24 protein-coding genes are annotated in these 24,586 nt (G+C 40.9%); 9 read left to right on the forward strand and 15 right to left on the reverse strand.

Going from position 1 to position 24,586, the window contains the following annotated elements; translation table 11 throughout:
- Positions 1-72: 72 nt before the first annotated feature.
- The 6 genes from BUA96_RS05265 to BUA96_RS05290 are packed head-to-tail and all read right to left on the reverse strand — an operon-like array spanning position 73 to position 6,123.
- Positions 73-876, reverse strand: coding sequence for a 3-keto-disaccharide hydrolase (locus BUA96_RS05265; RefSeq protein ID WP_072981073.1), 804 nt, complete (start codon positions 874-876; stop codon positions 73-75).
- 2 nt (positions 877-878) lie between these two features.
- Complete coding sequence (locus BUA96_RS05270) at positions 879-1,625, reverse strand: DUF1080 domain-containing protein (protein ID WP_072981075.1); 747 nt, start codon at positions 1,623-1,625, stop codon at positions 879-881.
- Between the two features lie 10 nt (positions 1,626-1,635).
- Complete coding sequence (locus tag BUA96_RS05275; RefSeq protein ID WP_072981077.1) at positions 1,636-2,688, reverse strand: sugar phosphate isomerase/epimerase family protein; 1,053 nt, start codon at positions 2,686-2,688, stop codon at positions 1,636-1,638.
- 57 nt (positions 2,689-2,745) lie between these two features.
- Positions 2,746-3,897 (reverse strand): Gfo/Idh/MocA family protein, encoded by a 1,152-nt coding sequence (locus BUA96_RS05280; protein ID WP_072981078.1) that lies wholly within the window; start codon positions 3,895-3,897, stop codon positions 2,746-2,748.
- A 2-nt stretch (positions 3,898-3,899) separates the two neighbouring features.
- On the reverse strand, positions 3,900-5,129 hold the full coding sequence (locus BUA96_RS05285; protein WP_072981080.1) for a nucleoside permease: 1,230 nt from the start codon (positions 5,127-5,129) through the stop codon (positions 3,900-3,902).
- A 16-nt stretch (positions 5,130-5,145) separates the two neighbouring features.
- Positions 5,146-6,123, reverse strand: a complete 978-nt coding sequence (locus tag BUA96_RS05290) for a sugar phosphate isomerase/epimerase family protein (protein WP_072981082.1) — start codon at positions 6,121-6,123, stop codon at positions 5,146-5,148.
- A 191-nt stretch (positions 6,124-6,314) separates the two neighbouring features.
- Here BUA96_RS05290 and BUA96_RS05295 point away from each other — a divergent pair, with 191 nt between their 5' ends.
- Genes BUA96_RS05295 through BUA96_RS05305 form a run of 3 tightly spaced genes read left to right on the forward strand, consistent with a single transcriptional unit; the run spans position 6,315 to position 9,567 of the window.
- Positions 6,315-8,000, forward strand: coding sequence for a GMC oxidoreductase (locus tag BUA96_RS05295; protein ID WP_072981084.1), 1,686 nt, complete (start codon positions 6,315-6,317; stop codon positions 7,998-8,000).
- 2 nt (positions 8,001-8,002) lie between these two features.
- Positions 8,003-8,641: a gluconate 2-dehydrogenase subunit 3 family protein gene (locus tag BUA96_RS05300; protein WP_072981086.1), complete on the forward strand. Its 639-nt coding sequence runs from the start codon at positions 8,003-8,005 to the stop codon at positions 8,639-8,641.
- Positions 8,641-9,567: a hydroxypyruvate isomerase family protein gene (locus tag BUA96_RS05305; RefSeq protein WP_072981088.1), complete on the forward strand. Its 927-nt coding sequence runs from the start codon at positions 8,641-8,643 to the stop codon at positions 9,565-9,567. The genes BUA96_RS05300 and BUA96_RS05305 overlap by 1 nt, the downstream gene beginning before the upstream one ends.
- Positions 9,568-9,676: 109 nt before the next feature.
- On the opposite strand, the gene BUA96_RS05310 is transcribed toward BUA96_RS05305, so the two are convergent.
- The 5 genes from BUA96_RS05310 to BUA96_RS05330 form a co-directional block, all read right to left on the reverse strand.
- Entirely contained in the window at positions 9,677-10,036 is a 360-nt protein-coding gene (locus BUA96_RS05310; RefSeq protein ID WP_233430609.1) for an ASCH domain-containing protein, read from the reverse strand.
- 44 nt (positions 10,037-10,080) lie between these two features.
- Positions 10,081-11,676 carry an alpha,alpha-trehalase TreF gene (gene treF, locus BUA96_RS05315; RefSeq protein WP_072981782.1) on the reverse strand — a complete coding sequence of 532 codons (1,596 nt, stop codon included), beginning with the start codon at positions 11,674-11,676 and terminating at the stop codon, positions 10,081-10,083.
- A gap of 266 nt (positions 11,677-11,942) precedes the next feature.
- A complete protein-coding gene (locus BUA96_RS05320) occupies positions 11,943-12,455 on the reverse strand; it encodes a plastocyanin/azurin family copper-binding protein (RefSeq protein ID WP_072981090.1) in 513 nt (170 codons plus the stop codon).
- Positions 12,456-12,524: 69 nt separating this feature from the next.
- Complete coding sequence (locus tag BUA96_RS05325) at positions 12,525-13,493, reverse strand: YheT family hydrolase (protein WP_072981092.1); 969 nt, start codon at positions 13,491-13,493, stop codon at positions 12,525-12,527.
- Entirely contained in the window at positions 13,493-14,515 is a 1,023-nt protein-coding gene (locus tag BUA96_RS05330; protein WP_072981094.1) for a bestrophin family protein, read from the reverse strand. The genes BUA96_RS05325 and BUA96_RS05330 overlap by 1 nt, the downstream gene beginning before the upstream one ends.
- Before the next feature lie 236 nt (positions 14,516-14,751).
- Here BUA96_RS05330 and BUA96_RS05335 point away from each other — a divergent pair, with 236 nt between their 5' ends.
- Positions 14,752-15,228 carry an acyl-CoA thioesterase gene (locus BUA96_RS05335; RefSeq protein ID WP_072981096.1) on the forward strand — a complete coding sequence of 159 codons (477 nt, stop codon included), beginning with the start codon at positions 14,752-14,754 and terminating at the stop codon, positions 15,226-15,228.
- On the opposite strand, the gene BUA96_RS05340 is transcribed toward BUA96_RS05335, so the two are convergent.
- Positions 15,225-16,115 (reverse strand): DMT family transporter, encoded by an 891-nt coding sequence (locus BUA96_RS05340; protein ID WP_072981098.1) that lies wholly within the window; start codon positions 16,113-16,115, stop codon positions 15,225-15,227. The genes BUA96_RS05335 and BUA96_RS05340 overlap by 4 nt on opposite strands.
- 8 nt (positions 16,116-16,123) lie before the next feature.
- Positions 16,124-16,477 (reverse strand): arsenate reductase family protein, encoded by a 354-nt coding sequence (locus tag BUA96_RS05345; RefSeq protein WP_072981099.1) that lies wholly within the window; start codon positions 16,475-16,477, stop codon positions 16,124-16,126.
- Positions 16,478-16,626: 149 nt separating this feature from the next.
- Here BUA96_RS05345 and BUA96_RS05350 point away from each other — a divergent pair, with 149 nt between their 5' ends.
- Positions 16,627-17,103 (forward strand): DinB family protein, encoded by a 477-nt coding sequence (locus BUA96_RS05350; RefSeq protein ID WP_072981101.1) that lies wholly within the window; start codon positions 16,627-16,629, stop codon positions 17,101-17,103.
- Here the strand turns inward: BUA96_RS05350 and BUA96_RS05355 are convergent.
- On the reverse strand, positions 17,087-17,848 hold the full coding sequence (locus tag BUA96_RS05355; RefSeq protein WP_072981103.1) for a DUF3298 and DUF4163 domain-containing protein: 762 nt from the start codon (positions 17,846-17,848) through the stop codon (positions 17,087-17,089). The genes BUA96_RS05350 and BUA96_RS05355 overlap by 17 nt on opposite strands.
- A gap of 106 nt (positions 17,849-17,954) precedes the next feature.
- Between BUA96_RS05355 and BUA96_RS05360 the strand changes: the two genes are divergently transcribed.
- The gene (locus BUA96_RS05360) at positions 17,955-19,097 is read left to right on the forward strand and encodes a cystathionine gamma-synthase (RefSeq protein ID WP_072981106.1); all 1,143 of its coding nucleotides are present in this window, start codon (positions 17,955-17,957) and stop codon (positions 19,095-19,097) included.
- 19 nt (positions 19,098-19,116) lie between these two features.
- Here BUA96_RS05360 and BUA96_RS05365 read toward each other — a convergent pair whose 3' ends face one another.
- A complete protein-coding gene (locus BUA96_RS05365; protein ID WP_072981107.1) occupies positions 19,117-19,926 on the reverse strand; it encodes a THC0290_0291 family protein in 810 nt (269 codons plus the stop codon).
- Positions 19,927-20,134: 208 nt separating this feature from the next.
- Between BUA96_RS05365 and gdhA the strand changes: the two genes are divergently transcribed.
- The 3 genes from gdhA (at position 20,135) to recO (ending at position 24,584) form a co-directional block, all read left to right on the forward strand.
- Positions 20,135-21,478: an NADP-specific glutamate dehydrogenase gene (gene gdhA, locus BUA96_RS05370; RefSeq protein ID WP_072981109.1), complete on the forward strand. Its 1,344-nt coding sequence runs from the start codon at positions 20,135-20,137 to the stop codon at positions 21,476-21,478.
- Between the two features lie 116 nt (positions 21,479-21,594).
- Complete coding sequence (porZ, locus tag BUA96_RS05375) at positions 21,595-23,868, forward strand: type IX secretion system anionic LPS delivery protein PorZ (protein WP_072981111.1); 2,274 nt, start codon at positions 21,595-21,597, stop codon at positions 23,866-23,868.
- Complete coding sequence (recO, locus tag BUA96_RS05380; protein ID WP_072981113.1) at positions 23,868-24,584, forward strand: DNA repair protein RecO; 717 nt, start codon at positions 23,868-23,870, stop codon at positions 24,582-24,584. Before porZ ends, recO begins: the two co-directional genes overlap by 1 nt.
- The last annotated feature ends 2 nt before the right edge of the window (positions 24,585-24,586 follow it).

Raw genomic sequence — 24,586 nt, forward strand, 5'->3', positions numbered from 1 at the left:
TGTAAGTTTATCCTACAAAAATAAAACCCGTAAGCAGGCTTACGGGTTTTCAATTCGTTTAGGGAGCATAGCCTACAGCTTGCGCACCCAAATATTTCTAAAGCTCACCGGGTTTCCGTGATCTTGAAGTTTGATAGGGCCTTCACCGTGCGCCGGATTTTTCGGTTTTCCTATGTATTCGGTAGTACCTTGAATTTCGGTATTATCTTGTACTAGCACTCCGTTGTGCAAAACCGTTACTGTAGCCGCTTTGGTTTTGTTTCCATCTGCGTCAAATTCCGGCTGATGATAGATGATATCATAAGCTTGCCATTGTTCGGTAGGTTTAGTTGCATTGACTAACGGAATACTTTGCTTGTAAATCGCAGTTGCTTGTCCGTTTGAATAGGTTCGGTTTTCAAAGCTATTCAATACCTGAACTTCGTATAAACCTTGCAAGAAAATACCGCTGTTTCCGCGGCCTTGACCTTCACCCTCTACAACTTGCGGCGCTTGCCACTCAACGTGCAATTGCATATCGCCAAAACTTTCTTTGGTCTGAATATCTCCTGTGCCGCCCACAACGGTCATAGAACCGTCTTTATTGATCTGCCAAGGCGCATTAACCACAGAATCTTTTGTGCTTTCCCAAGCATCCAGATTTTCTCCATTAAAAAGAACCACAGCATCAGAGGGTACGTTATTTTCATCAAAAGAAACCACCTCAGGTTCCGGTTCCCAAACTTCGGTAGCTTCAGGATCTGTGATAGGAGCTTCTTCTTCTACGGCAGTAGTATCTTCAACCGGTGCAGTGGTTTCTTCGCTTTTCTTTTCTGAAGTATCGCAAGAAAAAAGCAAACCAGCTGCTACAAACGGAACTATAAATTTTTTATTCATAATTAGAGTTTTTTAATTTTTATGTTTTTAAAGGAAACTTGATGTCCGTGATCCTGTAATGCGATAAGACCGGTGTCTGTTTTAGCGAAAGCTTCCCAGCTGGCAAACTTTGAATTTGACACTAAATCCTCCCATCCTTCTCCTTTTACAGGAAAGGTCACGACTTCTTCACCATTCAGTACAATAATGCCTTGATTAGTATTGTAATCAATAGTGATCTCGTAGCTGTTCCATTCTCCCGCAGGATTTACAATACCTTCTGGAGCACCTATCATATCATATAAAGCGCCTGATCTATGGCTTGGTCCAGCTTTAGTGTCCGGGTGACGCTCGTCATCTAGAATCTGAATTTCAGGTCCGGTAGCGTAGGGCTCGTGGTATTTTGGGTCTTCTTCTACAGCCCACATAATTCCGCTGTTTCCACCTTCAGAGATCATCCAATCCATTTTTAAAACAAAGCTGGTGTAGGCTTCATTAGTAACAAGATTTTCAGACCCATCTCTGTTTTCCGCAGGAGTAAATACAAGGGCATCATCAACAATTTCCCATTGCGTGGGAGCTTCGCCGTTGTAGGCATGCCATTTGTCAAGATTAGTCCCGTCAAAAAGCACTTCCCATTCGCCATCTTCAGGCTGGGTTGTTTCGGTGGTAGCTACTGCTACTTCTTCAGTTTTTGCCTCTTGAGCTTTTTCTTTACACGAGGTAAAAAACGCCATAGCAAGGGCTACCGACAGTATTAATTGTTTCATTGTTTGTGGTTTAAAGTCCTAAAATTCGTTTTAATTTGGCTTCATCGGTCTTTGCTCCTGCAAAATCATCAAATGCCTTTTCTGTAGCTTCAATGATGTGACTAGCGATAAAAGGTGCGCCTTCGCGTGCTCCTTGCTCCGGAGATTTTATACAACATTCCCATTCCATCACCGCCCAGACATCGCAGCTATATTCGGTGAGTTTAGTAAAAATGGTTTTAAAATCTATTTGCCCATCACCAAGGGAACGATAGCGGCCTGCGCGATCTCGCCAATCACCATAGCCTCCAAATGCGCCCTTTTTTCCGGTAGGATTAAATTCTGAATCCTTAACGTGGAACATTTTTATAAACTCGTGGTAGTTGTCTATATACTCGATGTAGTCTAATTGCTGAAGCACAAAATGACTGGGGTCGTAAAGAATATTAACACGTTTGTGATTTCCGGTAGCTTCCAGAAAACGTTCAAAAGTTACCCCGTCATGAATATCTTCTCCCGGATGCACTTCATAGCATACATCAACCCCTTGCTCGTCAAAAGTATTTAAAATAGGAGTCCATCTATTTGCTAACTCTTTAAAGCCCATTTCTACCAATCCCGGCGGGCGTTGTGGCCACGGGTGAAAGGTATGCCAAAGTAAAGAACCGCTAAAGGTACCGTGCACGTCAATCCCTAAATTTCTGCTGGCTTTTGCAGCACTCATCAACTGATCAACCGCCCAAGCCTGACGCTTTTTAGGATTGTTCTTGTAATCGTCAGGTGCGAAGTTGTCAAACATCTCATCATAAGCAGGATGCACGGCAACCAGTTGCCCTTGCAGATGCGTAGAAAGTTCGGTTATTTCTAGGCCGTAGCTTTGCACTTTTCCTTTTAATTCATCGCAATAGGTCTTGCTTTCTGCAGCTTTTTTCAGATCGATCAAGCGACCTTCCCAAGTGGGTATTTGAATGCCCTTGTAGCCTAGATCACTTGCCCATTTACATAACCCATCAAGCGAATTGAAAGGTTCTTTATCATCCATAAATTGTGCAAGAAAGACAGCGGGGCCTTTAATGGTTTTCATAGTAGTTGATTTATTTTATAAAAAATCAAGCGCCTCCTAAGAGACGCTTTTTTAAGATTATTCTTTTAGACTTACCCAAGCCGAATTGTTGTCATTTGACGCCACAGCAGCATAGATAAATTGCATTCCTCTTAACCCGTCATCAATTGTCGGGAAATCGGGTCGCTCGCTAATTGCTGCTCCATCTTTAACCGATAGCACTTCTTTTGCAAAGCTTCGGTAAATGGTTGCAAAACCTTCTAAGTAGCCTTCAGGGTGCCCCGGAGGAACACGCGTATATTCTGTAGAAGCTTCATATGTGCCATTTCCACCAGGTGTGTAAATCTGTTTTGGTTTATCGAGCCAGTATGCGGTAAGTTCGTTAGGATTTTCTTGTCCCCAAGCGATGCTTCCTTTGGTTCCATAAACGCGGATGGCTAAGTTGTTCTCTTCTCCTGTTGCGATTTGCGAAATGCTCAAGGTTCCTTTAGCATTATCCTCTAGACGCAAAAGAATATTACCATCATCATCTAGCACGCGACCGGCACCAAAACTGGTAAGATCTGCCGCAAGTTCTACGATTTTCTTTCCGGTGATGTATTCGGTTAAGTTTTCTGCGTGGGTGCCAATGTCGCCAAGCGCACCGCCTATACCAGATTTGCTAGGATCTACACGCCAAGAAGCTCCTTTATGCTCGGTTTCTTCAACAGCGGTTGACATCCAACCTTGTAGGTATTGTACAACAACCTTTCTAATATCGCCAAGCTCTCCGTTCTGGATCATCAAACGCGCTTGCTTTACCATTGGGTAACCGGTGTAATTATGGGTAAGCGCAAACACTTTTCCACTTTGCTTAACTACTTTTTGTAGGTCAAACGCTTCCTCAAGACTAAGTGTTACAGGTTTATCACAAATCACGTGAAAGCCGTGCTCTAAAGCCATTTTTGCCGGTGGAAAATGCATATGATTTGGCGTTACGATTGACACAAAATCCATACGCTCGTCTTCAGGAAGTTCGGCTTCCTTTTCGATCATTTCTTCAAAACTTTTATATGCGCGCTCAGGAGCAACACCTAAAGCTTCGGCAGATTTTAGACTGCGCTCTGCGTTGCTGCTAAAAGCACCACAAACTAAATCTACCATTCCATCTATTCGGCTGGCACGTCTGTGTACATCGCCTATAAAAGAGCCTTGGCCGCCACCGACCATTCCCATTTTTAATTTTTTCATCGTTATACTTTTTCGCCTTTGTATTCTATTTTTTCGTTTTTGAATGCGATCAGGAAGAACACAAATACCGCAGCAGCAAAGGCCGCAGGATACAACCAAATGGTCTTCCAATCGTGAGTTTCTCCCACAAGATAATTATCTGTGATTTGGCCTGCAACCCAAAATCCTATTAACATTCCTACCCCGTAAGTGGCTAATGTTATAAGTCCCTGAGCAGCACTCTTGTTGCTCGATCCTGCTTTTGAATCGGTGTAAATTTGTCCCGAAACAAAGAAGAAATCATAACAAACGCCGTGAAGGGCGATACCGATTAGAAGCATAAAGGAAAGTTCGTCTGCGTTTCCGAATGCAAAGAGGACATAACGAATAACCCAAGCCAACATCCCAAAAAGCAATGTTTTTTTGATACCGAAGCGTAACAGGAAAACTGGAATTAAAAGCATAAACAATACTTCGGAAATTTGCCCGATAGATTGTTTAAGGGTTGGGTTTTCCATTTGCAATTCGGTTAAAAAAGGATTGGTGTTTTGATAATAAAACGCTAATGGAATACAGATCAAGATCGAAGAAATAAAGAAGATCAAGAAGTTTTTATTCTTTAGCATCGTAACCGAACTCAACCCTGTTTTTTCAAGAATTGATTGATTTTCGTCAGATTTAATAGGTGGTGTTTTAGGTAATAAAAAGCTGAAAACTCCTAAAAATGCTGAAGCAATAGCGGTCATTGTAAAGGTGTTGCTCAATAAACCTTCTTGAATTCCGCTTTGCGAATCCCAACCTAAAAGGCTGATGATGAATCCGGCAACAATCCAACCTATGGTTCCAAAAACACGAATCCATCCAAAATCTTTTGATGGGTTGTTCATTTGTCTAAAAGCAACCGAGTTTACTAAGGCCAAGGTTGGCATATAAGCGATCATATACCCCAAAACATACGGATAGAACACTGCAAAATCTGTAGTCTGACTCATTTGATACATTAAAAATGCACCCACGAGATGCAGCACGCCTAAGATGCGTTCTGCATTAAAAAATTTATCGGCAATAAGCCCAATGATAAAGGGTGCAATGATTGCTCCCCAAGATTGGGTTGAGAATGCCATTGCGCTTTGTGCGCCGGAGGCCTCTAAATTGTTTCCTAAAAATGTTCCCAGGGTTACAAACCAGCCTCCCCAAATAAAGAATTCGAGGAACATCATTAGTGATAATTGAAATCGAACAAGTGGTTTCATGTATGGTATTTTGAGATTATTTTAAATTTTGAGCGGTATTGATCAAAAGCTCTTTAGTGAGCATAATGCCTTCTTCTGGTGTGTGGTTTTCGCCTTCATATTCTACACCTATAAAATCGGTGTATCCGGCATCTTTTACTGTCTGAAGAATTTTAGTAAAATCCATTGAGGTTTCTTCACCAGCTTCATTAAAGTCGTAGGTCTTGGCGCTTACGGCAAGTGCTTTTGGCATCAACTCTGCGATACCTTTGTATTTGTCATACTCTTTAACACATGGAGCTCCCCACATTTCGCCGTTTTCGCGTTCTAGGCAAAAGTTACCAAAGTCGGGCAGCGTACCGCAATTGTCCATATCAATCGCATTGATCACTTCCATCAGTAAAGCAGCATCAGACGAATAGCCTCCGTGATTTTCTACGGTAACTTCTATGTTCTGTGACGCACCGTACTCAGCAAGTTTTTTGAGTCCGTCTATTGCGCTGTTTTTCCAAATTTCACGGTCGGGGGAGCCTATGAGGTTAACACGAATGGCGTGACAGCCTAAGTATTTTGCGGCATCCACCCATTTTTTGTGGTCTTCAACAGCTTGATCGCGTTCAGATTCACTTTCGGCGGCAAGGTTTCCTTCACCATCAACCATGATAAGAACGTTTTCTACTTCAAACTCGGCGCTTTTAGCTTTTAACTTAGGAAGAATAGAATCTAGTGCAACTTGATCGTTGTCGTAAGTTTCCATCATTGGGGTATACAGCTGACTTACGTACTCAATCCCTTCAAAACCCATTTCGTGTGCTTTTTCGGCAAAATCCAAAGGGTTCATTTCGCCATTTCTTATGGCTTCGTTGAGTGACCATTGCGCCAGTGAAATTTTAAAAAATGGCTGTTTTTGGGCTACTACAACGCTTTCATTAGAATTTTTTTCAGTTTTTTTTTCGCTTTTACACGAGAAGACAGCTACTGCAAAAAGAGCTGTCAATGCGAGTTTAACGTTCATTGAATAAGCAATTTAGGTTGTTGTTGGTGGGTTGAAAAACCTGCTTAACCCCCGATAAATATATAAGTTCTCTAAATTATACTTTTTTTGGTTTATCTAAAAAATAACTTAAAATTTATATATTTGATAGCATAGGCTAGATTATATTATTAAAAACTAAATAAAAAGTGAGTAGTATTAAACCTGAAGAGATGTACGATGCCATCGTGGTAGGTACAGGAATTAGTGGTGGCTGGGCTGCCAAAGAATTATGCGAAAACGGTCTGAAGACACTTGTTCTTGAACGTGGTCGTATGGTAAAACATATTGAAGATTATCCCACCATGAATATGGATCCTTGGGATTTTAAATTCAAAGGACAGCCAACCAAAGAAGAAGAGGCTAAACAGTTTAAGCAAGCCCGTACAGGGTATACTACAAACAAGGCGCATAGTCACTTCTTTGTAAACGACTTAGAGCACCCTTATAACGAGACCAAGCGTTTTGACTGGATGCGTGGGTATCACGTGGGGGGTCGTTCAATTATGTGGGGTCGTCAGAGTTATCGTTTAAGCGATATTGATTTTGAAGCCAATAAAAAAGAAGGTATTGCCGTAGATTGGCCGGTACGTTACAAAGATATTTCACCTTGGTATGATAAGGTTGAAGAATATATAGGAGTGAGTGGTGAAAACCTTGGATTGCCACAACTTCCTGATGGTAATTTTGGACCGCCAATGGAGCTTAACTGTGTTGAAGAGCACCTTAAGAAGAACATGGCGCAAAATTATAAAGATCGTCTTTTAACCATTGGTCGTACAGCGCACATCACCTATACAGATAAGACTTTTGAAGGGCGTTCTGCGTGTCAATATAGAAACCGTTGTATGCGTGGGTGTCCGTTTGGGGCTTATTTTAGCTCTAACTCATCTACATTACCTGCTGCAGAACGTACAGGAAATATGACGTTGAGACCTTTTAGTATTGTGAGTGAAGTAATCTATGATGACAACACAAAACTTGCTACGGGAGTAAAAGTAATTGATGCCGAAACTAAAGAAGAAATGATCTTCAATTCAAAGGTTGTTTTCTTATGTGCATCTGCAATTGCTTCGGCTTCTATCTTAATGCAATCTAAGTCAGACCGTTTTCCTAACGGATTAGGAAATGATAGTGGCGAATTAGGTCACAATATTATGGACCATCACTTTAATGTAGGTGCTTCAGCAAAATTTGACGGTTTTGAAGACCAATATTATAAAGGTCGTCGCGCAAATGGATTGTATATACCTCGTTTTAGAAACGTAGGCGGTGATTCTGACCAAAAGAACTTTAAGCGTGGTTATGGTTACCAAGGTGGTGCAAGCCGCGGTGATTGGACCGAAGCGATCTCTGAAATGAAATATGGTGAAGATCTTAAGAAAGCGATCTCTGAACCTGGAGGTTGGACGATTGGAATCAATGCCTTTGGAGAATGTCTTCCGTATCACGAAAATAAAATGACCCTTGACTATGATAAATTAGACAAATGGGGATTGCCTACTATTACATTTGATGCTGAGTGGAAAGAGAACGAGTGGGAAATGCGTAAAGATATGAAGCAGCAGGCAGCAGAAATGCTTACCAATGCCGGCTTTAAAGATGTGCAAACCTATGATAATCCAGGAGCTCCGGGTCTAGGTATTCACGAGATGGGAACTGCTCGTATGGGACGTGATCCTAAAACATCTGTACTTAACGGAAACAATCAAGTACATACGGTGCCTAACGTTTATGTAACAGATGGATCATTTATGACTTCTGCAAGTTGTGTGAACCCGTCACTAACCTATATGGCATTTACGGCGCGCGCAGCAAACCACGCAGCAGAACAATTTAAAAACGGAAAATTCGCTTAATTATGAAAAGGAGACAGGTATTAAAAAATTTAGGTCTGGGTGCTGGTTATGTGATAGCGGCTCCGGCGGTATTTAATATTTTACAGAGCTGTAAAAGCGAACCAAAAAGCGATTGGGAGCCGGTTTTTATGAATGCGGCTAATGGGTATGCATTAACTCAAGTACTTGATGTGATTCTACCAAAAACCGATACTCCGGGAGCTTCAGAATTGAATATTGCTCAATTTATTGATAGTTACATGGATGAGGTTGCTGGAGATAAACAACGTGAAGAGTTTAAAGCAGGTGCTAATGCTTTTGCATTAAGCTTTAAAGAGAACTTTGATAAAGAACTCGAAGATGGTGATGCCGAAGATTTTGAGCAGGCAGTTGCTAAGTACCTTGGTGCAGATGAAGAAACGCGTAATGGATATTTAAAGCGTATTTCTGAAACGCAAGATCCCGAAGCGCCAGAGGCTGATTTTGATGCGCATGCAGGTTCATATGCTTACCTGAATGCAGTAAGAGATTTAGGAATCTGGGCTTGGAAAAACAGTGAAGCTGTAGGGGAAAACGTACTTTGGTATGATCCAATTCCAGGTGCGTATCTCGGCTGTATCTCTACGGAAGAAGCCGGCGGTGGAAAAACGATGTCACTCTAATGAAAAGAAGAAGTTTTATACAAAAAGGAGCCCTAAGTGGTTCCTTTTTGGCTTTAGGAGGGCCCGAACTATTTGCGATGCAACATAGGCTTGCCGCTATGCCTAAACATCACTTCAACTTAAACTATGCTCCACATTTGGGTATGTTTAAGAATCTGGCAGGCGATGATCCTATAGCTCAAATTAATTTTATGGCAGATCAGGGCTTTACCGCATTTGAAGATAACGAAATGCGCAACAGGCCGGTTGATATGCAAAATAAAATAGGTGCTGCATTACAAAAGCATTCTATGCAAATGGGCGTGTTTGTAGCGCACAAGATCTATTGGACCGCCCCAAATCTCACCAGCGGTAAACAAGATCTAAGAGCAGAATTCTTAGCCGATATTGAAGCATCAATTGAAGTTGCTAAGCGGGTAAATGCGAAATGGATGACCGTTGTGCCGGGTTACGTTGATATGACTCAGGATATCAATTACCAAACCGCACACGTGGTAGAAAGTCTAAGGCAAGCTTCGGCTTTGTTAGAACCACACGGTCTAACTATGGTTTTAGAGCCGCTTAACTTTTTTAATCATCCCGGTTTATTTTTGAAAGAAAGTCCGCAGGCGTATCAAATTTGTAAAGCAGTTGACAGTCCTGCTTGTAAAATATTATTTGATGTGTATCATCAGCAAATTCAGGAAGGAAACCTGATTCCTAATATTGATGCGTGTTGGGAGGAAATCGGCTATTTTCAGATGGGAGACAACCCGGGGAGAAAAGAGCCTACAACTGGTGAGATCAATTACAAAAACATTTTTAAGCACATACATAAAAAAGGTTTTAAAGGAGTCTTAGGGATGGAGCACGGCAATTCAATGCCTGGTCCAAAAGGAGAGCAGGCGGTGATTGATGCTTATGTGAGTTGCGACGATTTCCTTTAGATCAGGGATAGAGCGTTACAAACTGTTCACATACAATAGGCATTTCCTCATCAAATGAGTCGGGTGAATTTTGCATTTCCCGAGTGTAAAACGCTTGGTGAACTTTTTTCTAATAGGCTAGAGAACCATCACCTTCCCCTTCAATCTTGGAAAATTCTGAGGTTACTTGATTAAAAGGAACCAGATCGATTTGTGTGGTTTTAATTACCGCAACTGCGTTTCCGTCCCAATCGGTAACAATGTTGAGATCATTTATTTCAGGAAGAGATTCCTTATGGGTTTCAAACCACCACAGCGAAGTAGCCGTGGCTTGTTTGATTCTTTTCAATACTAAATGGGCACAAGTATTTGCATCCTTTTCATTATCGCAGAAGTAAAAGGAAGGCGGAATATTATTGTCGCGATACTCAGGATGTTCATTGGTAAATGCGTCCCAGAGCTTTTTAATTGAAGATTGAATCTTACCCATAAATTCTAAAGATAAAAGGCTTCCGGAAACGGAAGCCTTTTAGATTATTTCTTCAAGTCAAGATAGACTCCGTTAGTCCACCCGAAGCCATCTTGAGTAGGATATTCTCCACCTCCGGCGACGAGGGTGGTATCGATCACATTGTATTTTTCCAGCATTTTACCGGTGCGTTTATAAACGCGGTCATTGAGGTGTAACCAGCGGCTGGTAATCTCATTAGCAAGATCGTTCAATCCGTAGGTTTGCAGTCCTCTAATCGCTAACCATTGATGTGGAGGCCAGCCATTAGGGCTGTCCCATTGTTGCTTGTTATTGATCAGCGAGGTGACTAAACCGCCCGGCTTAAGAAACTGACTTTCTAAAGTTGTAGCAACGTGTTCTGCTTGCTGCGGAGAGGCTACTTTAAAATATAAAGGGTAGACCATCGCCAAAGAAAGTATCGGCGACAGGGCTTCGGCTTTTAAGTCATAGTCAGTGTACGTTTGTTGCGTTGCATCCCATAACCACTTGTCAATGGCGTCTTTGCGGGAAGCCGCAGCTTTCACCATTTGCTCAGCGCCTTCTACATCGTCTGCATACCGGCGCACTTTGGCCAAAGTTTGCTCTAAGTTATACATCAGCGCATTCAAATCTACCGGAACAATTTGCGTGGTTTGTATCGTGCTTATCTTGTTAGGATCTGCAAACCATCTGCTGCTAAAATCCCAACCGCTTTCACAAGCCGCAGCTATGTTGAGGTAAACTTCGTGGGCGTCGCGATCAGCTTCTTGAGCAGTGGTAATGTCTTCAAAATAACTTTCTGCACGCGGTGTTTGCGTATTACTAAAATAACGGTTCAAAACGTGACCGTCGGGCATTTTTACAACGCGCGCTTCGGTTTCAGAAGGGTTAATACTTTGTGCGCCTTTCATCCAGAATGCATACTCCTTTTCTAGAACATCGTGGTATTTTAGATAGACGCTTTTTTCCTCTTTGATCTCTGCCAAAAGATTTACCATTTCTGCAAAAAACGGCGGCTGCGAGCGCCCTAAATAATAGGTGCGATTTCCGTTGGGGATAAAGCCAATGGTATTGATCTGATAGGCAAAATTGTCAAGAATATTTTCGATGAGATCAATTTCTCCGGCTTCTTTGAGCCCTAATAAAATAAAATAACTATCCCAATAATACACCTCTTGAAACCTTCCGCCGGGAACGATATATGCATTAGGTAAAGCGATTCTTGAGCCGTTTTCAACACTATCTGCGTCACGCTTTAGATATGACCACAATGCGTTAATATGCTCTTCGGTAGTACGGGTAGTGTCTGCTTCAAAACCTGAGGTTGGCGTGACCGGTAATGTGAAATGTTCTAAAACAAAAGCCTCCAGATCAAAATCTGGCTGCTCTTTTTGCTCTTGATACTTCTCAAGAATTTTCTCTGAAGGAATTTTGGGTTCACAGTCCACAAAAGTTTTTCCATCTGCAAAAACGTGATTGGTTTGTACAGCGACCAGAAGTTCACCATAGCGGTCAATGGGGTTGAGGTCTTTATCTGGAAATTGTGTTGTGGATACCGCGGTATCTTGCTGCTCGTTTTTACAAGAAGAAACAAAAATCATTGCTAGGAGGACGAATATTTTAGAATAAGATTTAACCATAACATTTACTCGATTTTCGAGGTTTATTGGCGCTGCCAAAAAGTTTAAAAGTCAGAGGCTTGCCTTAAAATTGAAAATTTATTTCTACCGAATGTCTCAAGGGTTTGCTCTGGGGTAGTTTACTGCTCTAAGGCATTTTACTAAATAAGCTAAAAGCGCCCAAAAAATTATCTGAATCGATAAGTTTTTGGGCGCTTAAATTATTGGCATCGCTAAAAGGTTTTAATCCTCGCAGCTTGCCATAAGGTTCTTTACTGAGAATCGGGTTATTCTACGATGAATTTACCTTTCATTACACTATAATGCCCTGGGAAGCTACAGATAAAGTCATACGTTCCTGGTGCCGGTGGGTCGAACTCAATTGTGTCAGACTGGCCACCGCCAAGCATTTTAGTATGTACGATTACCGCGTCTGTATCTTGAGGAATATATGCATTATCTCGTGCTGCTGAAGCTTTAGCGCCAAAAGCAGGAATTTCGGTTCCTTGGGTTAAAAGCACAAAATTATGCCCCATAACTTCCACGGCTTGTTTACCGGTGTGGCGCAAGGTTAGTTTTACCTTTTTGCCGGCAGGAACGCGAATTTCATTTTTATCAAATTGCATCATATCTGTTGCAAGAAGTACTACTTCAGTAACATTCTCATCAGATTTTTTTGAAGTTGAAGAAGAATTGGAACCTATTTTAACCGTCTCTTTTTCTTCTTTCTTTTTATCGTCTCCGCAGTTTACTAATATTAGCGAAAGCGCAAAAAGAAGTGTGATTTTTAAAGTTTTCATTAGAAATTGTTTAGATAAATGCTAATATACACAAGTTCTACCCGCACTGCAACAGTATTTTTGGGCTTTTTAGTCTAAATACTTTTGAAAAAACTGCAAGGTGCGATGTTCACAATAGGTATGCTCTTGATTTTCAATAAATCCTACGTGACCGCCAAACGCGGGGGTTTCTAAAAAAAGGAGTTCGCTTTGAGAAGCTTCTTCAGTAGGGTAGCATTTTTCGTTTAAAAATGAATCGTCTAAAGCATTGATTAGCAAAGTAGGAACTTCAATTTGTGGTAAAAATTGCCGACTGCTACTTTTAGTATAATAATCAAGCGCATCTGTAAAGCCATTAGCCGGAGCGGTGTATAGTTCGTCAAAAAGCATCAAGGATTTGATTTTACGATGATTTTCTTTGCTTAATTCGTTAGGAAAAACCTTCAGTTTAGCTTGATATTTCTTTCTAAGATCTTTTAAGAAAGACCAGCGATACACCCAGTTTTTTCGTTGTTCTAAGGCACCTAAAGAATCATACAAATCTACCGGAGTTGATACTGCAACCGCAGCAGTAATACAGCCCGGACGATTTCGGTTTTCGCCTAAATATTTCAGAATTAGATTTCCGCCAAGGCTAAATCCGCACAGAAAGAGTTGGTGGTATTTTTGTTTAGTAAGAATGTAATTAACAACATCACTAAGATCTTCAGAAGCGCCCGAATGGTACGAGCGTATTTTAGAGTTGTCTTCCCCGCTGCAACCTCGTAGGTTGATGGATGCGCAGTCAAAGCCGTTGGAATTGAGAATGCGGGCTGTACCCTGCATATAAGGTCGTTTTGCGTGACCTTCTAAACCGTGAACGATGATCGCAATTTTTTGAGTAGATCGCTCTGGCGCAAAACTAAAATCGATATCCAGAAAGTCGCCATCACTCAAAGCGATGCGTTCGCGTTCATAAGTTAAGCCTCTGATCTTTCTGATTTTTGCAGCGTAAATGGTGTTAAAATGACCATTGGTAAAAGGAACTCTTGGCTTGTATGACGAAGCGATTATAGGCATTAGTATAAAATATCGTCTTTAGGTTCTATTCCTGCGGGTAGATCTTCTTCATCCAGCATATCGCGCAAATCAATTTCTATGGTACGGCAAAGCGCAGTCATAGGTACGTCATTTGCTTTTCCTTCAAAAGGGTCTTCACTAGCATCGCCTACATATTCCATCGTGGTGAAAATCCACATGATCAGAATTGTAAACGGGATCATTTGTAAAAACATAATAGAAATTTGCTGTGATGGATGCACAGTATCTGTCACGTGATTTTCAAAAATATTGAGCAAGCCTAAAGGCAGCAACAACACAAATATCCATGTAAATACTTTTGAGAAATACCCGTATTGTCTGGGGAACGGAGTGTTTTTGATGCGTTCACACATACCTTGAAAGTCATAGAATTTGGCTAAAGCTTCTTGCAATTGCATCTCTTGGAAACCATCTATCACACCGTCTTTGCGTAAGCGTTGTACGATCAAACCCTGATTTTTAATAAGGTGTGTTGCGGGATTTACCCTTTTTTTAATTTCATCGTATTCCTCGTGACCTACAAATTGATAGGCTTGATTGCTCTCAATATTACGCTCGTTATGACGGTCAAATAGCCGTTCTACATACCGGCCTTCTTGTAACGTCCAAGATCTGGGCTGTCTTAGTTGTACGCGTAGCGCATTAAGCCAGGCGATATGCCTATAGATCAGATCGCGTTTGATTTCCTTTTCGGCTTCTGCGTCATCTAATTTTATAAGGCTCAGCGTACGAATTCCCCAAGTACGACTCCAGTTAACGATCATTCCCCAAATTTTTCGGCCTTCCCAAAAACGATCGTAACTCTGACTGTTTTTAAAACCCAAATAAAAAGAAACCGCAATACCAATCACGGTAAGAGGTTCAAACGGGATGTCTATATCTTCAAAGCCTAAATCGTGGTATGCATAAAATATAACCAGAGAATAAATGAGGAAGAAGATCAGGTTGCGCCAGGTTAGACGTATGATGAGTTTCCAGCTTATATTCCTTTTAATCAGCATAAAGTTCTATTTGAGATTTAAAGATAAATGTAAACAAGAGAACAGCTCATCGTATTAAGGGAATTTTAAAATATTATGCGCGCATAAGGCTTTTAGGTATCTTTGCTCAAAATTTATTGGCGCTGCCAAGGAATTGATTATGCAGTCCCAAAAACTATCGGGATGCCTCGAAATTGAAATTTTGTTTTCAACTAATGCCTCACGAGTTTGCCCTGAGGTAGTTTACTTTTAAAACTATGTATACTAAAGAATTTGAGATACGCTGGAGTGATATAGATGCAAATAGACATTTAGCGAATAGTGCTTACATCAACTTTATGAGTCATACGCGTATGGCTTTTTTGATGGAAAATGGTTTTGGGCAGCGGGAGATGGCCAAGCACAATATTGGCCCGGTGGTGTTTTATGAGCATATGTATTATTTTAAGGAAGTTTTTGCCGGAAATCCGGTAAAGGTGACGCTTCAATTAAAAGGACTTTCTGAAGACGGGATGTATTTTGAATTCATACATAATTTTTATGATCATAAAGGGCGAAATTTTGCCAGTTGCGAAATGATGGGCGCCTGGATCGATCTTAAAGAACGCAAACTTATTGGTCTGCCGGAAGCCTTGTTTGTTAATCTTTCCTCCCTAAGTAAAACCGAAAATTTTAAAGTACTTACCAAAGAAGATACACGTAAGTTTGGCAAGAAACCTAAGGATTTAGCTTAGGCGGTTTTCTTTGTTCGGGTAGATAAATAGACTCCTAGAAAAATAAATGCTGCGGCACCTGCGCGAACCCAGCTTAAGTGGTCTGCACCTACAAGAACTGCAAATAAGATCGCGATCACCGGTTGCAAATAAATAAAAGCGCCAATGGTTGAAGCTTTAAGCGTTTTGAGCGCGTACAGATTTAAAAGATAGGTAGAAAAAGTAGTGCCCACCACTACAAATACCATCACCCAAATAGCTTTTGCCGGTAGATTGAGCCAGTCTACAGCAGTGAACTCAGTAAGTGTAAAAGGGAGGTTTAAAAGCACTCCAATAAGAAACAGCCACTTCATCAACGTGATCGTGCTGTACTTGTTGCTAATAGGTTTTACCAGAATCAAATAAACGGCGTAAGTCGCGCCATTTACAAAAAACAACAGATTTCCTAGCGGAATATTAGGTGCATTGGGTTGTTCTGCAGCACCAAACAACACCAATACCAGCGCGCCAAACATCCCAATGAGGATCCCTATGATCTTAGTTAACCCGATACGCTCTTTTAAAAATAGCGCAGATAAAATGAGTAAAATCACCGGGCTTAACGTGATGATCACCGAGCTGTTGATGGGTGTAGAAAGGCTTAATCCTTTAAAAAAGGCCAGCATATTTACAAACATGCCAAATACTGCACAGCCCAAAAATCTCCAATAATCAGCACGATCGATTTTTTCAGATTTGCTGAAGATACTCAGTAGCCAGAATAGCGCAGAGGCTCCTAAAACGCGTAGTAAAATAAATCCAAAAGCCCCAATGTACACCGGCATCACCCCTTTAGCAAGTGTGTGGTTAATTCCGTAGATGGTGCTGGCTCCGGTAGCTGCAGCAAGTGCAAGTACGCGTTGGTTCATAAATGGCTTTAAGGGTGAATAGCTTCTTTAGCGGCGGCAACCGTTTTTTTGCTGTTTCCTATAAAGATCTGATCGTTATTTACAATCACAGGACGCTTTAAAAATGTGTAATGCTCCAGAATCAGTTCGGCATAGTTCCCTTCTTCTAGCTTTTCATTGTTTAGACCACGCTCGCGATAGAGTCTGGCGCGTTTGTTAAACAAAGCTTCATAACTTTCGCTAAGGTTGTAAAGTTCGTCTAATTGCTCTTCGGTAATAGGATCAGTTTTTATATCCTGCTTGATGAACGCAGAAGGCAATTCGATCTCATTCATAATGCGTGTGCAGGTGTCACAAGTAGAGAGGTAATATATTTTTTTCAAAACTTATATTTTTAGTAATTGAGTAAATTTAGTGGTCTTGTTTACGCTTGCAAAGTAACCGCTTTTCGGTATAAAAAGGTATTTTTGACTCGATAATCGAGATTAAATACTTCGAGACATAACTCGAGGTTATAGACTAAAAACTTTTCATGGAAGCATCAATAGCGTATACCTTAAAAATCACATATAAAACACGTGTTATTCTCAAGAATTATCTGGAGACTATCGCATTAGAAGATCTGAATAAAATCCCTAAAGGATACAACAATAATATTTTCTGGAACATTGCACATTTGGTCGCAACCCAACAGATTTTGGTTTATAAATTTTCAGAAGTGCCAGCTTTGGTTTCTGATGAAATCATCAATAAGTACCGAAAAGGAACAAAGCCCGAGGCAGATGCTACTCAGGCAGAAGTAGATGAGATCAAAACCTTACTTTTTAGCACGCTAGAGCAAACTGAAGAAGACTATAAAGCCGGAAAGTTTAAAACCTATAACACCATCACCACCTCGATGGACAGTACACTTTCTAATGTTGATGAAGCAATCGCTTACAACAACTTCCACGAAGGTATTCATTTAGGTTCTGTGCTGGCGTTGCGTCACGCTATAGGTCTAGTTTAAGAAATTCTTGCACTTCGCTAAACTTAAATCTTAAAATGGTTTGGCCGTCAGCGTAGGATGCAATTTCATACGGATTGTACACCAACACCATTTCGTTTTCAGTAAACCCAATGGTATTGGGTAATGCAAAAACGTCATTCTCAAAATAAAAGCCGGTGCTGTTGATGTTTTCTTCGGCACTTAGCTTTTTTTGATTTCTAAATTGGGTTTCAGCCAATTTTAAAAAGCCGGTGTAATCTTTAAATAAAGCCTCATTGTTCAGTGAGGTTTCAGCATCTTTATCAAAATTAAGATACGTGGTACTGCCGTATCCGTGCGCTCCTCCCCAATAAGTGTAATTTTCAAATTTTATACTCAACAATTGCGCACCGTTATAGCTTACTTGAGATGTGCTGTTAATCTCATATTCTGTACCGGCCTCGGGAAAATCACTTTTATATACGCGATAGCTAGAAATAAAATGCTCTAAAGCTTGATCTAGTGTTTTGATATCAGGCTCTTCTTCGGGAGCGATCACGAGGTTATTCAGCAATACCTGATCAACCGCATTGTTGATAGTGTCAGCAAAATGCTCACGACCAAAAACTTTGATCTTTTCGATTTCTATAATTGGGCATATACCGTCAGCGCAGTGGTCTAAAGTTTCTGCTTTTAAGGTTTCGGTTTTAAACGTTAATGGAGTCGTTCTCTTTTGGCAACTGCTGATACTAATTATTGTAAGCAGAAGCAATGCGATTTTTTTCAAAGCAATTAGGGTTTCGTGTTAAACAAAGAATAAAGGTACACGCAATTTTGGGAATAGGTCTTTGGCTTCCTAACTTTACTAAGACATTTAATGAAAGATTAAGAAAATGAAATTCAATACTAAAACCATACACGGCGGTCAACACAATACAGATCCTGCTTACGGAAGCGTTATGCCGCCTATATACCAAACCTCTACTTATGCGCAATCTACTCCGGGCGGTCATAAAGGCTTTGAGTATTCGCGAAGCGGAAACCCTACGCGTAAAGCCCTTGAAGATGCACTGGCAAGTTTAGAGAATGGCAAATTCGGTTTGGCTTTTGGTTCTGGTCTTGCTGCTATAGACGCAGTTTTAAAATTGTTTAAACCGGGAGATGAGATCATTTCGACTAACGATCTTTATGGCGGATCATATCGCTTATTTACAAAGATCTTTGAAGATTTTGGTTTGAAGTTTCATTTTGTGAGTATGCAGGACACTTCAGCAATTGAAGCTGTTATTTCAGAAAAAACAAAGATGATCTGGGTAGAGACGCCTACCAACCCAATGATGAATATCATCAATATCGAAGCGGTCGCTCAGGTAGCTAAAAAGCATAAAATTTTATTGGCGGTAGATAACACGTTTGCCACGCCTTACTTGCAACAACCTCTTGATCTGGGAGCTGATCTCGTGATGCATAGCGTCACCAAATATTTAGGTGGTCATAGCGATCTTGTAATGGGAGGTTTAGTGGTCAACGATAAAGAGCTTGCAGATAAACTCTATTTCATTCAGAATGCAAGCGGTGCAGTTTGCGGACCTCAAGATAGTTTTCTTGCGCTTCGCGGAATCAAAACACTACACGTGCGTATGCAACGCCACTGTGAAAATGGTAAAGCGGTTGCGCATTATTTAAAGGAGCATCCTAAAGTAGATCAGGTTTATTGGCCGGGCTTTGAAAACCATCCCAACCACGAGATTGCAAAAAAGCAAATGAAGGATTTTGGTGGAATGGTTTCATTTACCACAAAAAAAGATAGCCTTGATGGAGCTGTTGAGGTAGTTGAAAAGTTAAAAGTTTTCACCCTTGCCGAAAGTTTAGGTGGTGTAGAAAGTCTTGCCGGGCATCCCGCAAGTATGACACACGCGAGCATCCCTAAAGAAGAGCGCCAGAAGACAGGGATTAAAGATTCGCTTATTCGACTCAGTGTTGGTATCGAGGATATTGATGACTTGCTAGAAGATTTAAAACAAGCTTTAGGCTAATACTATTAGCTAGACGTTCTTAAAAATTAAGGTAATAAATATAGCCGATATTCAGCCATACGATAGAATCATCGTATTTGTTTGGAGGGTAAAACTCGGGATCAGGATTTAAGCCGTCAACCCAATTGGAGTAGTATTTATGGTATCTCAATTCAAGATTAAGGTCACTTAAAACCGTTAGTTTGTATCTAATTCCTACGCTTCCGGTTAATGCCCAGGTGTTTCCAGAAGCGTCGCTGATGCCGCCAAGCTCTCCGCCGTCACCCACGAGAAAATCATCAAAATAGATATCCTCTGGTGTGGCTCCGGGTACATCTTGTGAGGATTCGTAGGAGGGGTTAAAGCCTACATAGTGAGCGCCTAAACTAATATACGGGGCTATTCTGAATCCGCCGGCTTGAAAATCCCTAATACTCAACGGAAAATATTCTAGTTGCATACCCAGTTCAAACACAAGGGAACTTCCTGTATGGTCACGTAGATCACGACCTTCTTCGGTGTCTTTCTGAGACTCTATACCTTCGTGGGTAAATTTAGTATAATGCAAATCGGCTTCAGAGCGTAATTTGAAATGGTCGTTAAAATAGCGATCACGGGTATAACAGTTACAATCTGCGCGGTAAGAAAAGTTAAAATAATGCACGATACCAATACCCCAACCTTGATTGTTAATGTTGGTGTCTACGTTGTTTCTAAGCCCAAAATCTGATTGAAAAAGTAACGGTCCCGCAATTACACCAACTTCGTTAGAAAACGCAAGCTGTGCTTTACCTGCAAAAGGGATTGATAAGCAGATGATTAATACCGAAAATAGGATTTTGGTATTCATTAGTTTTGGGGACTTATGGTGCAACAAATATAGTAAAATTGAGGTTTTAACCTAGAATTATGCCTGGGCTACTAATTTTATCATAAATGTCGTAAAAACGAAATATCAATATTAAGAATATCTAAAAATAACATACCATTTTTTATTAATATCATATATTTGCATCGTTTTCGTATGTTAAAAATTATAAATTCAAAAAAATCATATAATGACAGATAGCATTAAAAATTTTGTTGATTCTGTTGAGAAAGCTAATCCAAACGAGCCTGAATTCATTCAGGCAGTACAGGAAGTCGCAGAAACTGTTATTCCATTTATAGAAAATAATCCTAGATACCAAGGCAAAAAGCTTCTGGAGCGTATGGTTGAGCCTGAGCGCGCGATCTTGTTCAGAGTGCCTTGGGTTGATGATCAAGGAGAAACTCAGATTAATAAAGGATATCGTATTGAATTTAATTCGGCTATTGGACCTTACAAAGGTGGTTTGCGTTTTCATCCTTCGGTTAACTTGAGTATTCTTAAGTTTTTAGGTTTTGAGCAAGTCTTCAAAAACAGCCTTACCTCACTTCCTATGGGTGGTGGTAAAGGAGGTTCTGACTTCAATCCGCGAGGAAAAAGCGATGCTGAAGTGATGCGGTTTTGCCAAAGCTTTATGACAGAATTATATCGTCATATTGGTCCTAACACTGATGTGCCTGCTGGTGACATTGGAGTTGGTGGTCGTGAAATTGGTTACATGTTTGGCCAGTATAAGCGTATCAAGAACGAATTTACAGGAATTCTTACCGGAAAAGGATTGTCTTATGGTGGTTCTAAGATTCGTCCTGAAGCAACAGGTTATGGTAACGTGTATTTCACAAAATATATGTTGAATAATGTTGGCGAAAAGCTGGCGGGAAAAACCATCGTTATCTCAGGATCTGGTAACGTTGCGCAATACGCTGCAGAAAAAGCAACACAGCTTGATGCAAAAGTGGTGACGCTTTCTGACTCAGACGGATTTATTTATGATGAGGCCGGTATTGATAAAGAGAAACTTGCTTTTGTAATGGAGCTCAAAAATGAGCGTCGCGGTCGTATTAAGGAATATATAGAGAAGTATCCTGAAGCAGAATTTCACGAGGGTAAAGCACCTTGGGGAATCAAGTGCGATATCGCATTGCCTTGTGCTACGCAAAACGAATTAGACAAAGAAGATGCTGAGCTGCTCGTTAAAAATGGCGTGATGGCTGTGGGAGAAGGTGCAAATATGCCTTGTACTCCAGATGCTGTTGCTGTGTTCCTAGAGAATAAAATTTTATTCTCTCCGGGTAAAGCGTCTAATGCAGGTGGCGTAGCGACTTCAGGTCTTGAGATGTCTCAAAACAGTATGCGCTATAACTGGTCTGCCGAGCAAGTAGATAAAAAACTGCACGAGATTATGTACGATATTCACAACGCGTGTGTAGAGTATGGTAAGCAGGAAGATGGCTTTGTAGATTATGTAAAAGGAGCAAATATCGCCGGTTTTGTTAAGGTTGCCGAAGCGATGCTTGCACAAGGAATTGTGTAAAGGTTGAAAATTATATAAAAGATTTAGCCATAGGCTTCGGTGTACAACCGAAGCCTTTTTTTATAAACATACTGCACCTTATATTGTATTTTTAGCACAAGACTTGTGCGCTGTTTATGTTTAAAAAGAATCCATACTTACTTCTCTTCCTACTAAATATATGCTGTGTATTTGCTCAGGAGTATTCAGAAGCATGGACGGCTTATTTTTCGTACAATCAGATTACCGCACTTGCAGAGGGTAATGACAAGATCTTTGCAGCTGCGCAGAATTCAGTATTTAGTTACGATCTGAACACTAATGAAACACAGTTGTACAGCACTATTCAAGGGCTTTCGGGGGAAGCGATTAGCGCTATACATTTCAGTGAAGCTACCGGCATTTTATTTGTGGGTTACACTTCGGGGCTTATAGATGTGGTGATGCCGGATGAAAGCGTTACCACTCTGGTCGCTATTCGGGACAAACCGGCGATTCTTCCTTCAGAAAAGATGATTAATAGTTTTGATGAACACAACAACACGCTGTACATCGCTACAGGTTTTGGGATTTCGCTATTTGATCTTTCGCGTTTAGAATTTGATGACTCGTATTTTATAGGAAATAACGGAGCCCGCCTAAACATCAAGCAAACTGCAATTTTAGAGGAGTACATTTATGCGGCCTCACCTAATGGAGGACTGCGACGTGCACTGAAAGCAGATGATAATTTAATTGATTTTCAAAATTGGGAAACCTTAGATCCTACCGGTTGGGAAGGCATTCAAACTTTTGCCGAAGCGTTATGGGGTGTAAAAAGCGATCAAAGCTTGCAACGTTTTGACGGAGCCAACTTTAATACACAAACCACGTTAGACCGGCTTCCGGTTTCTTTTTTAGCTTCAGAAGATGCGCTTACGATAAGTTTAGATAGTCAAATTCTGATCTATGATGCATCAGGGAATTTGACGACAACAGTGGCTGCTCTTGCTGATTATCCTGGCAGCTATACTTCGGCATTTACTTCTCAAGGTCAAATCTATTTAGGCACTGACGCTAACGGTCTTTTAATTTCTTCAACCGCAAATACAACAGCAGCGCTTCAAGTGTTGCCCGATGGTCCGCTGCGCAATGATCCATTTAGTATTGAAGCCGCGCCGGGCCAACTTTGGGTGGCGTACGGAGATTATTCAGATACCTATAATCCATTTCCTTTAAAGCAGCGCGGACTGAGTCATTTTGTGGTAGATTCCGGTTGGTATAACCTTCCTTTTGAGTCGCTTTTGGAAACTAATAGTATCACTAACATTACCTATAATCCCGAGGACAATGCTCAGGTTTTTATGAGTTCGTTTAATGCCGGTCTCCTTGAAATTATAGAAGAAGTGCCACTGCAATTATATGATGAAACGAATAGTGGCTTGAGTGATATTCCTTTCGCACCAACTGATGTACGTATAAACGGAGCCGCTTTTGACCGTAATGGAACTTTATGGATGACTAATAGTTTGGTCGAAAATGCCCTAGCACGCAAAACCGGGAATCAAATTGATGGGATTTCCATAGCTTCAATTTTGCCCGACTTTGATGCGGTAAATGGTTATTCAGAATTGGTGATTGGTAGGTTAGGAAATATCTATTTTGGTTCTTCAAACCGGGGTCTTATTGGTTACGATCCAGATGCGAATAGCTTTAGGCTACTCAATGCCGAGCGATCTAATTTGCCGTCAGATAATGTGCAGTCGCTTGCGGTTGATAATAATGGCGCGTTATGGATTGGTACCAGCTTAGGACTTAGACGACTTTTTAGTCCGGCGCAGATGTTTGAAAATGCCGAAATTCAAACGCAACCCATCATCATTGAAGAATCAGGAAGCACTGTAGAATTGCTTAACGACCAAGTTATTCGGGCCATTGCCGTTGACGGAAATAATAATAAGTGGGTGGGGACCGTATCTAGCGGTGTGTTTTACTTTAGCGCTAATGGTCAGGAAACCTTACAACAATTTAGTACAACAAATTCGCCACTTCCTTCAAATAATATTCAGGACATAAGCATTGATGAAGAATCAGGAGAGGTGTTTTTTGCAACGCCTTTGGGCTTGGTTTCTTTTTCGGGAAGTGCGGTGGCTCCTAAAGAAACTCTAGAAAATGCTCGGGTTTTTCCTAACCCGGTGCGACCTTCATTTACCGGCAGTGTAACCATTGATGGTTTAACCGAAAACGCCAATGTGAAAATCACGGATTTAAACGGAAATTTAGTCTATGAAGAAGTCTCAGAAGGCGGAAGCATTCAATGGGATACAACCGCTTTTGGAAGATACCGCGTGGCTTCGGGTGTCTATTTTATATTGATCACCGCCGAAGATGCTGTGGAAACTAAAATTGTCAAACTTATGATCATTCGCTGATGCTGGTAACTACAAAAGCCATAGTGATTTCGGCAATTAAGTACGGAGAAGCAGATCTTATTGTGCGCTGTTTTACGGAAGAAGCCGGACTCAAATCGTACATTCTGCGGCGTATATTAAAGTCAAAAAAAGGTAAACTGCGTACGGCGATGTTTCAGCCTGCAAGTCAGTTAGAGTTGGTAGCGGTGCATAAAGACAAAGGCACGCTTGAGAGTATCCGTGAGGCAAAAGTGACTCAGCCTTATCTAAGTTTACATACTGATGTTTTGAAGTCCAGTGTGGTGCTTTTTCTTTCAGAAATGCTGCGGAATGCTATTCAAGAGGAAGAAGAGAACCGAGCGCTCTATGCGTTTTTAGAACACGCATTTTTATGGTTCGATCTGCACGAACAAACAGCCAATTTTCATCTGTTGTTTCTGTTAGAGTTGACCAAATATTTAGGTTTTTATCCAGATACTTCAGAGTTGCATCACGCACACTTCAACTTAGAAACCGGAATATTTGAACCGGTAGAGAGTTTTTACAGTATTTCCGAAGAAAATTTACATACGCTCAAACAGCTCTTGGGTATAAATTTTGATGCACTTGCTACGGTAAAACTGAACCAAAAACGACGCGCAGACTTTGTAAATATGCTGCTCGCTTATTATGAATTACATTTACACGGCTTTAAAAAACCAAAGTCACTTGCGGTGCTAACCGCATTATTTAACTAACC

Origin of the sequence: Leeuwenhoekiella palythoae (assembly GCF_900130045.1) — a bacterium.
Classification (GTDB): domain Bacteria; phylum Bacteroidota; class Bacteroidia; order Flavobacteriales; family Flavobacteriaceae; genus Leeuwenhoekiella; species Leeuwenhoekiella palythoae.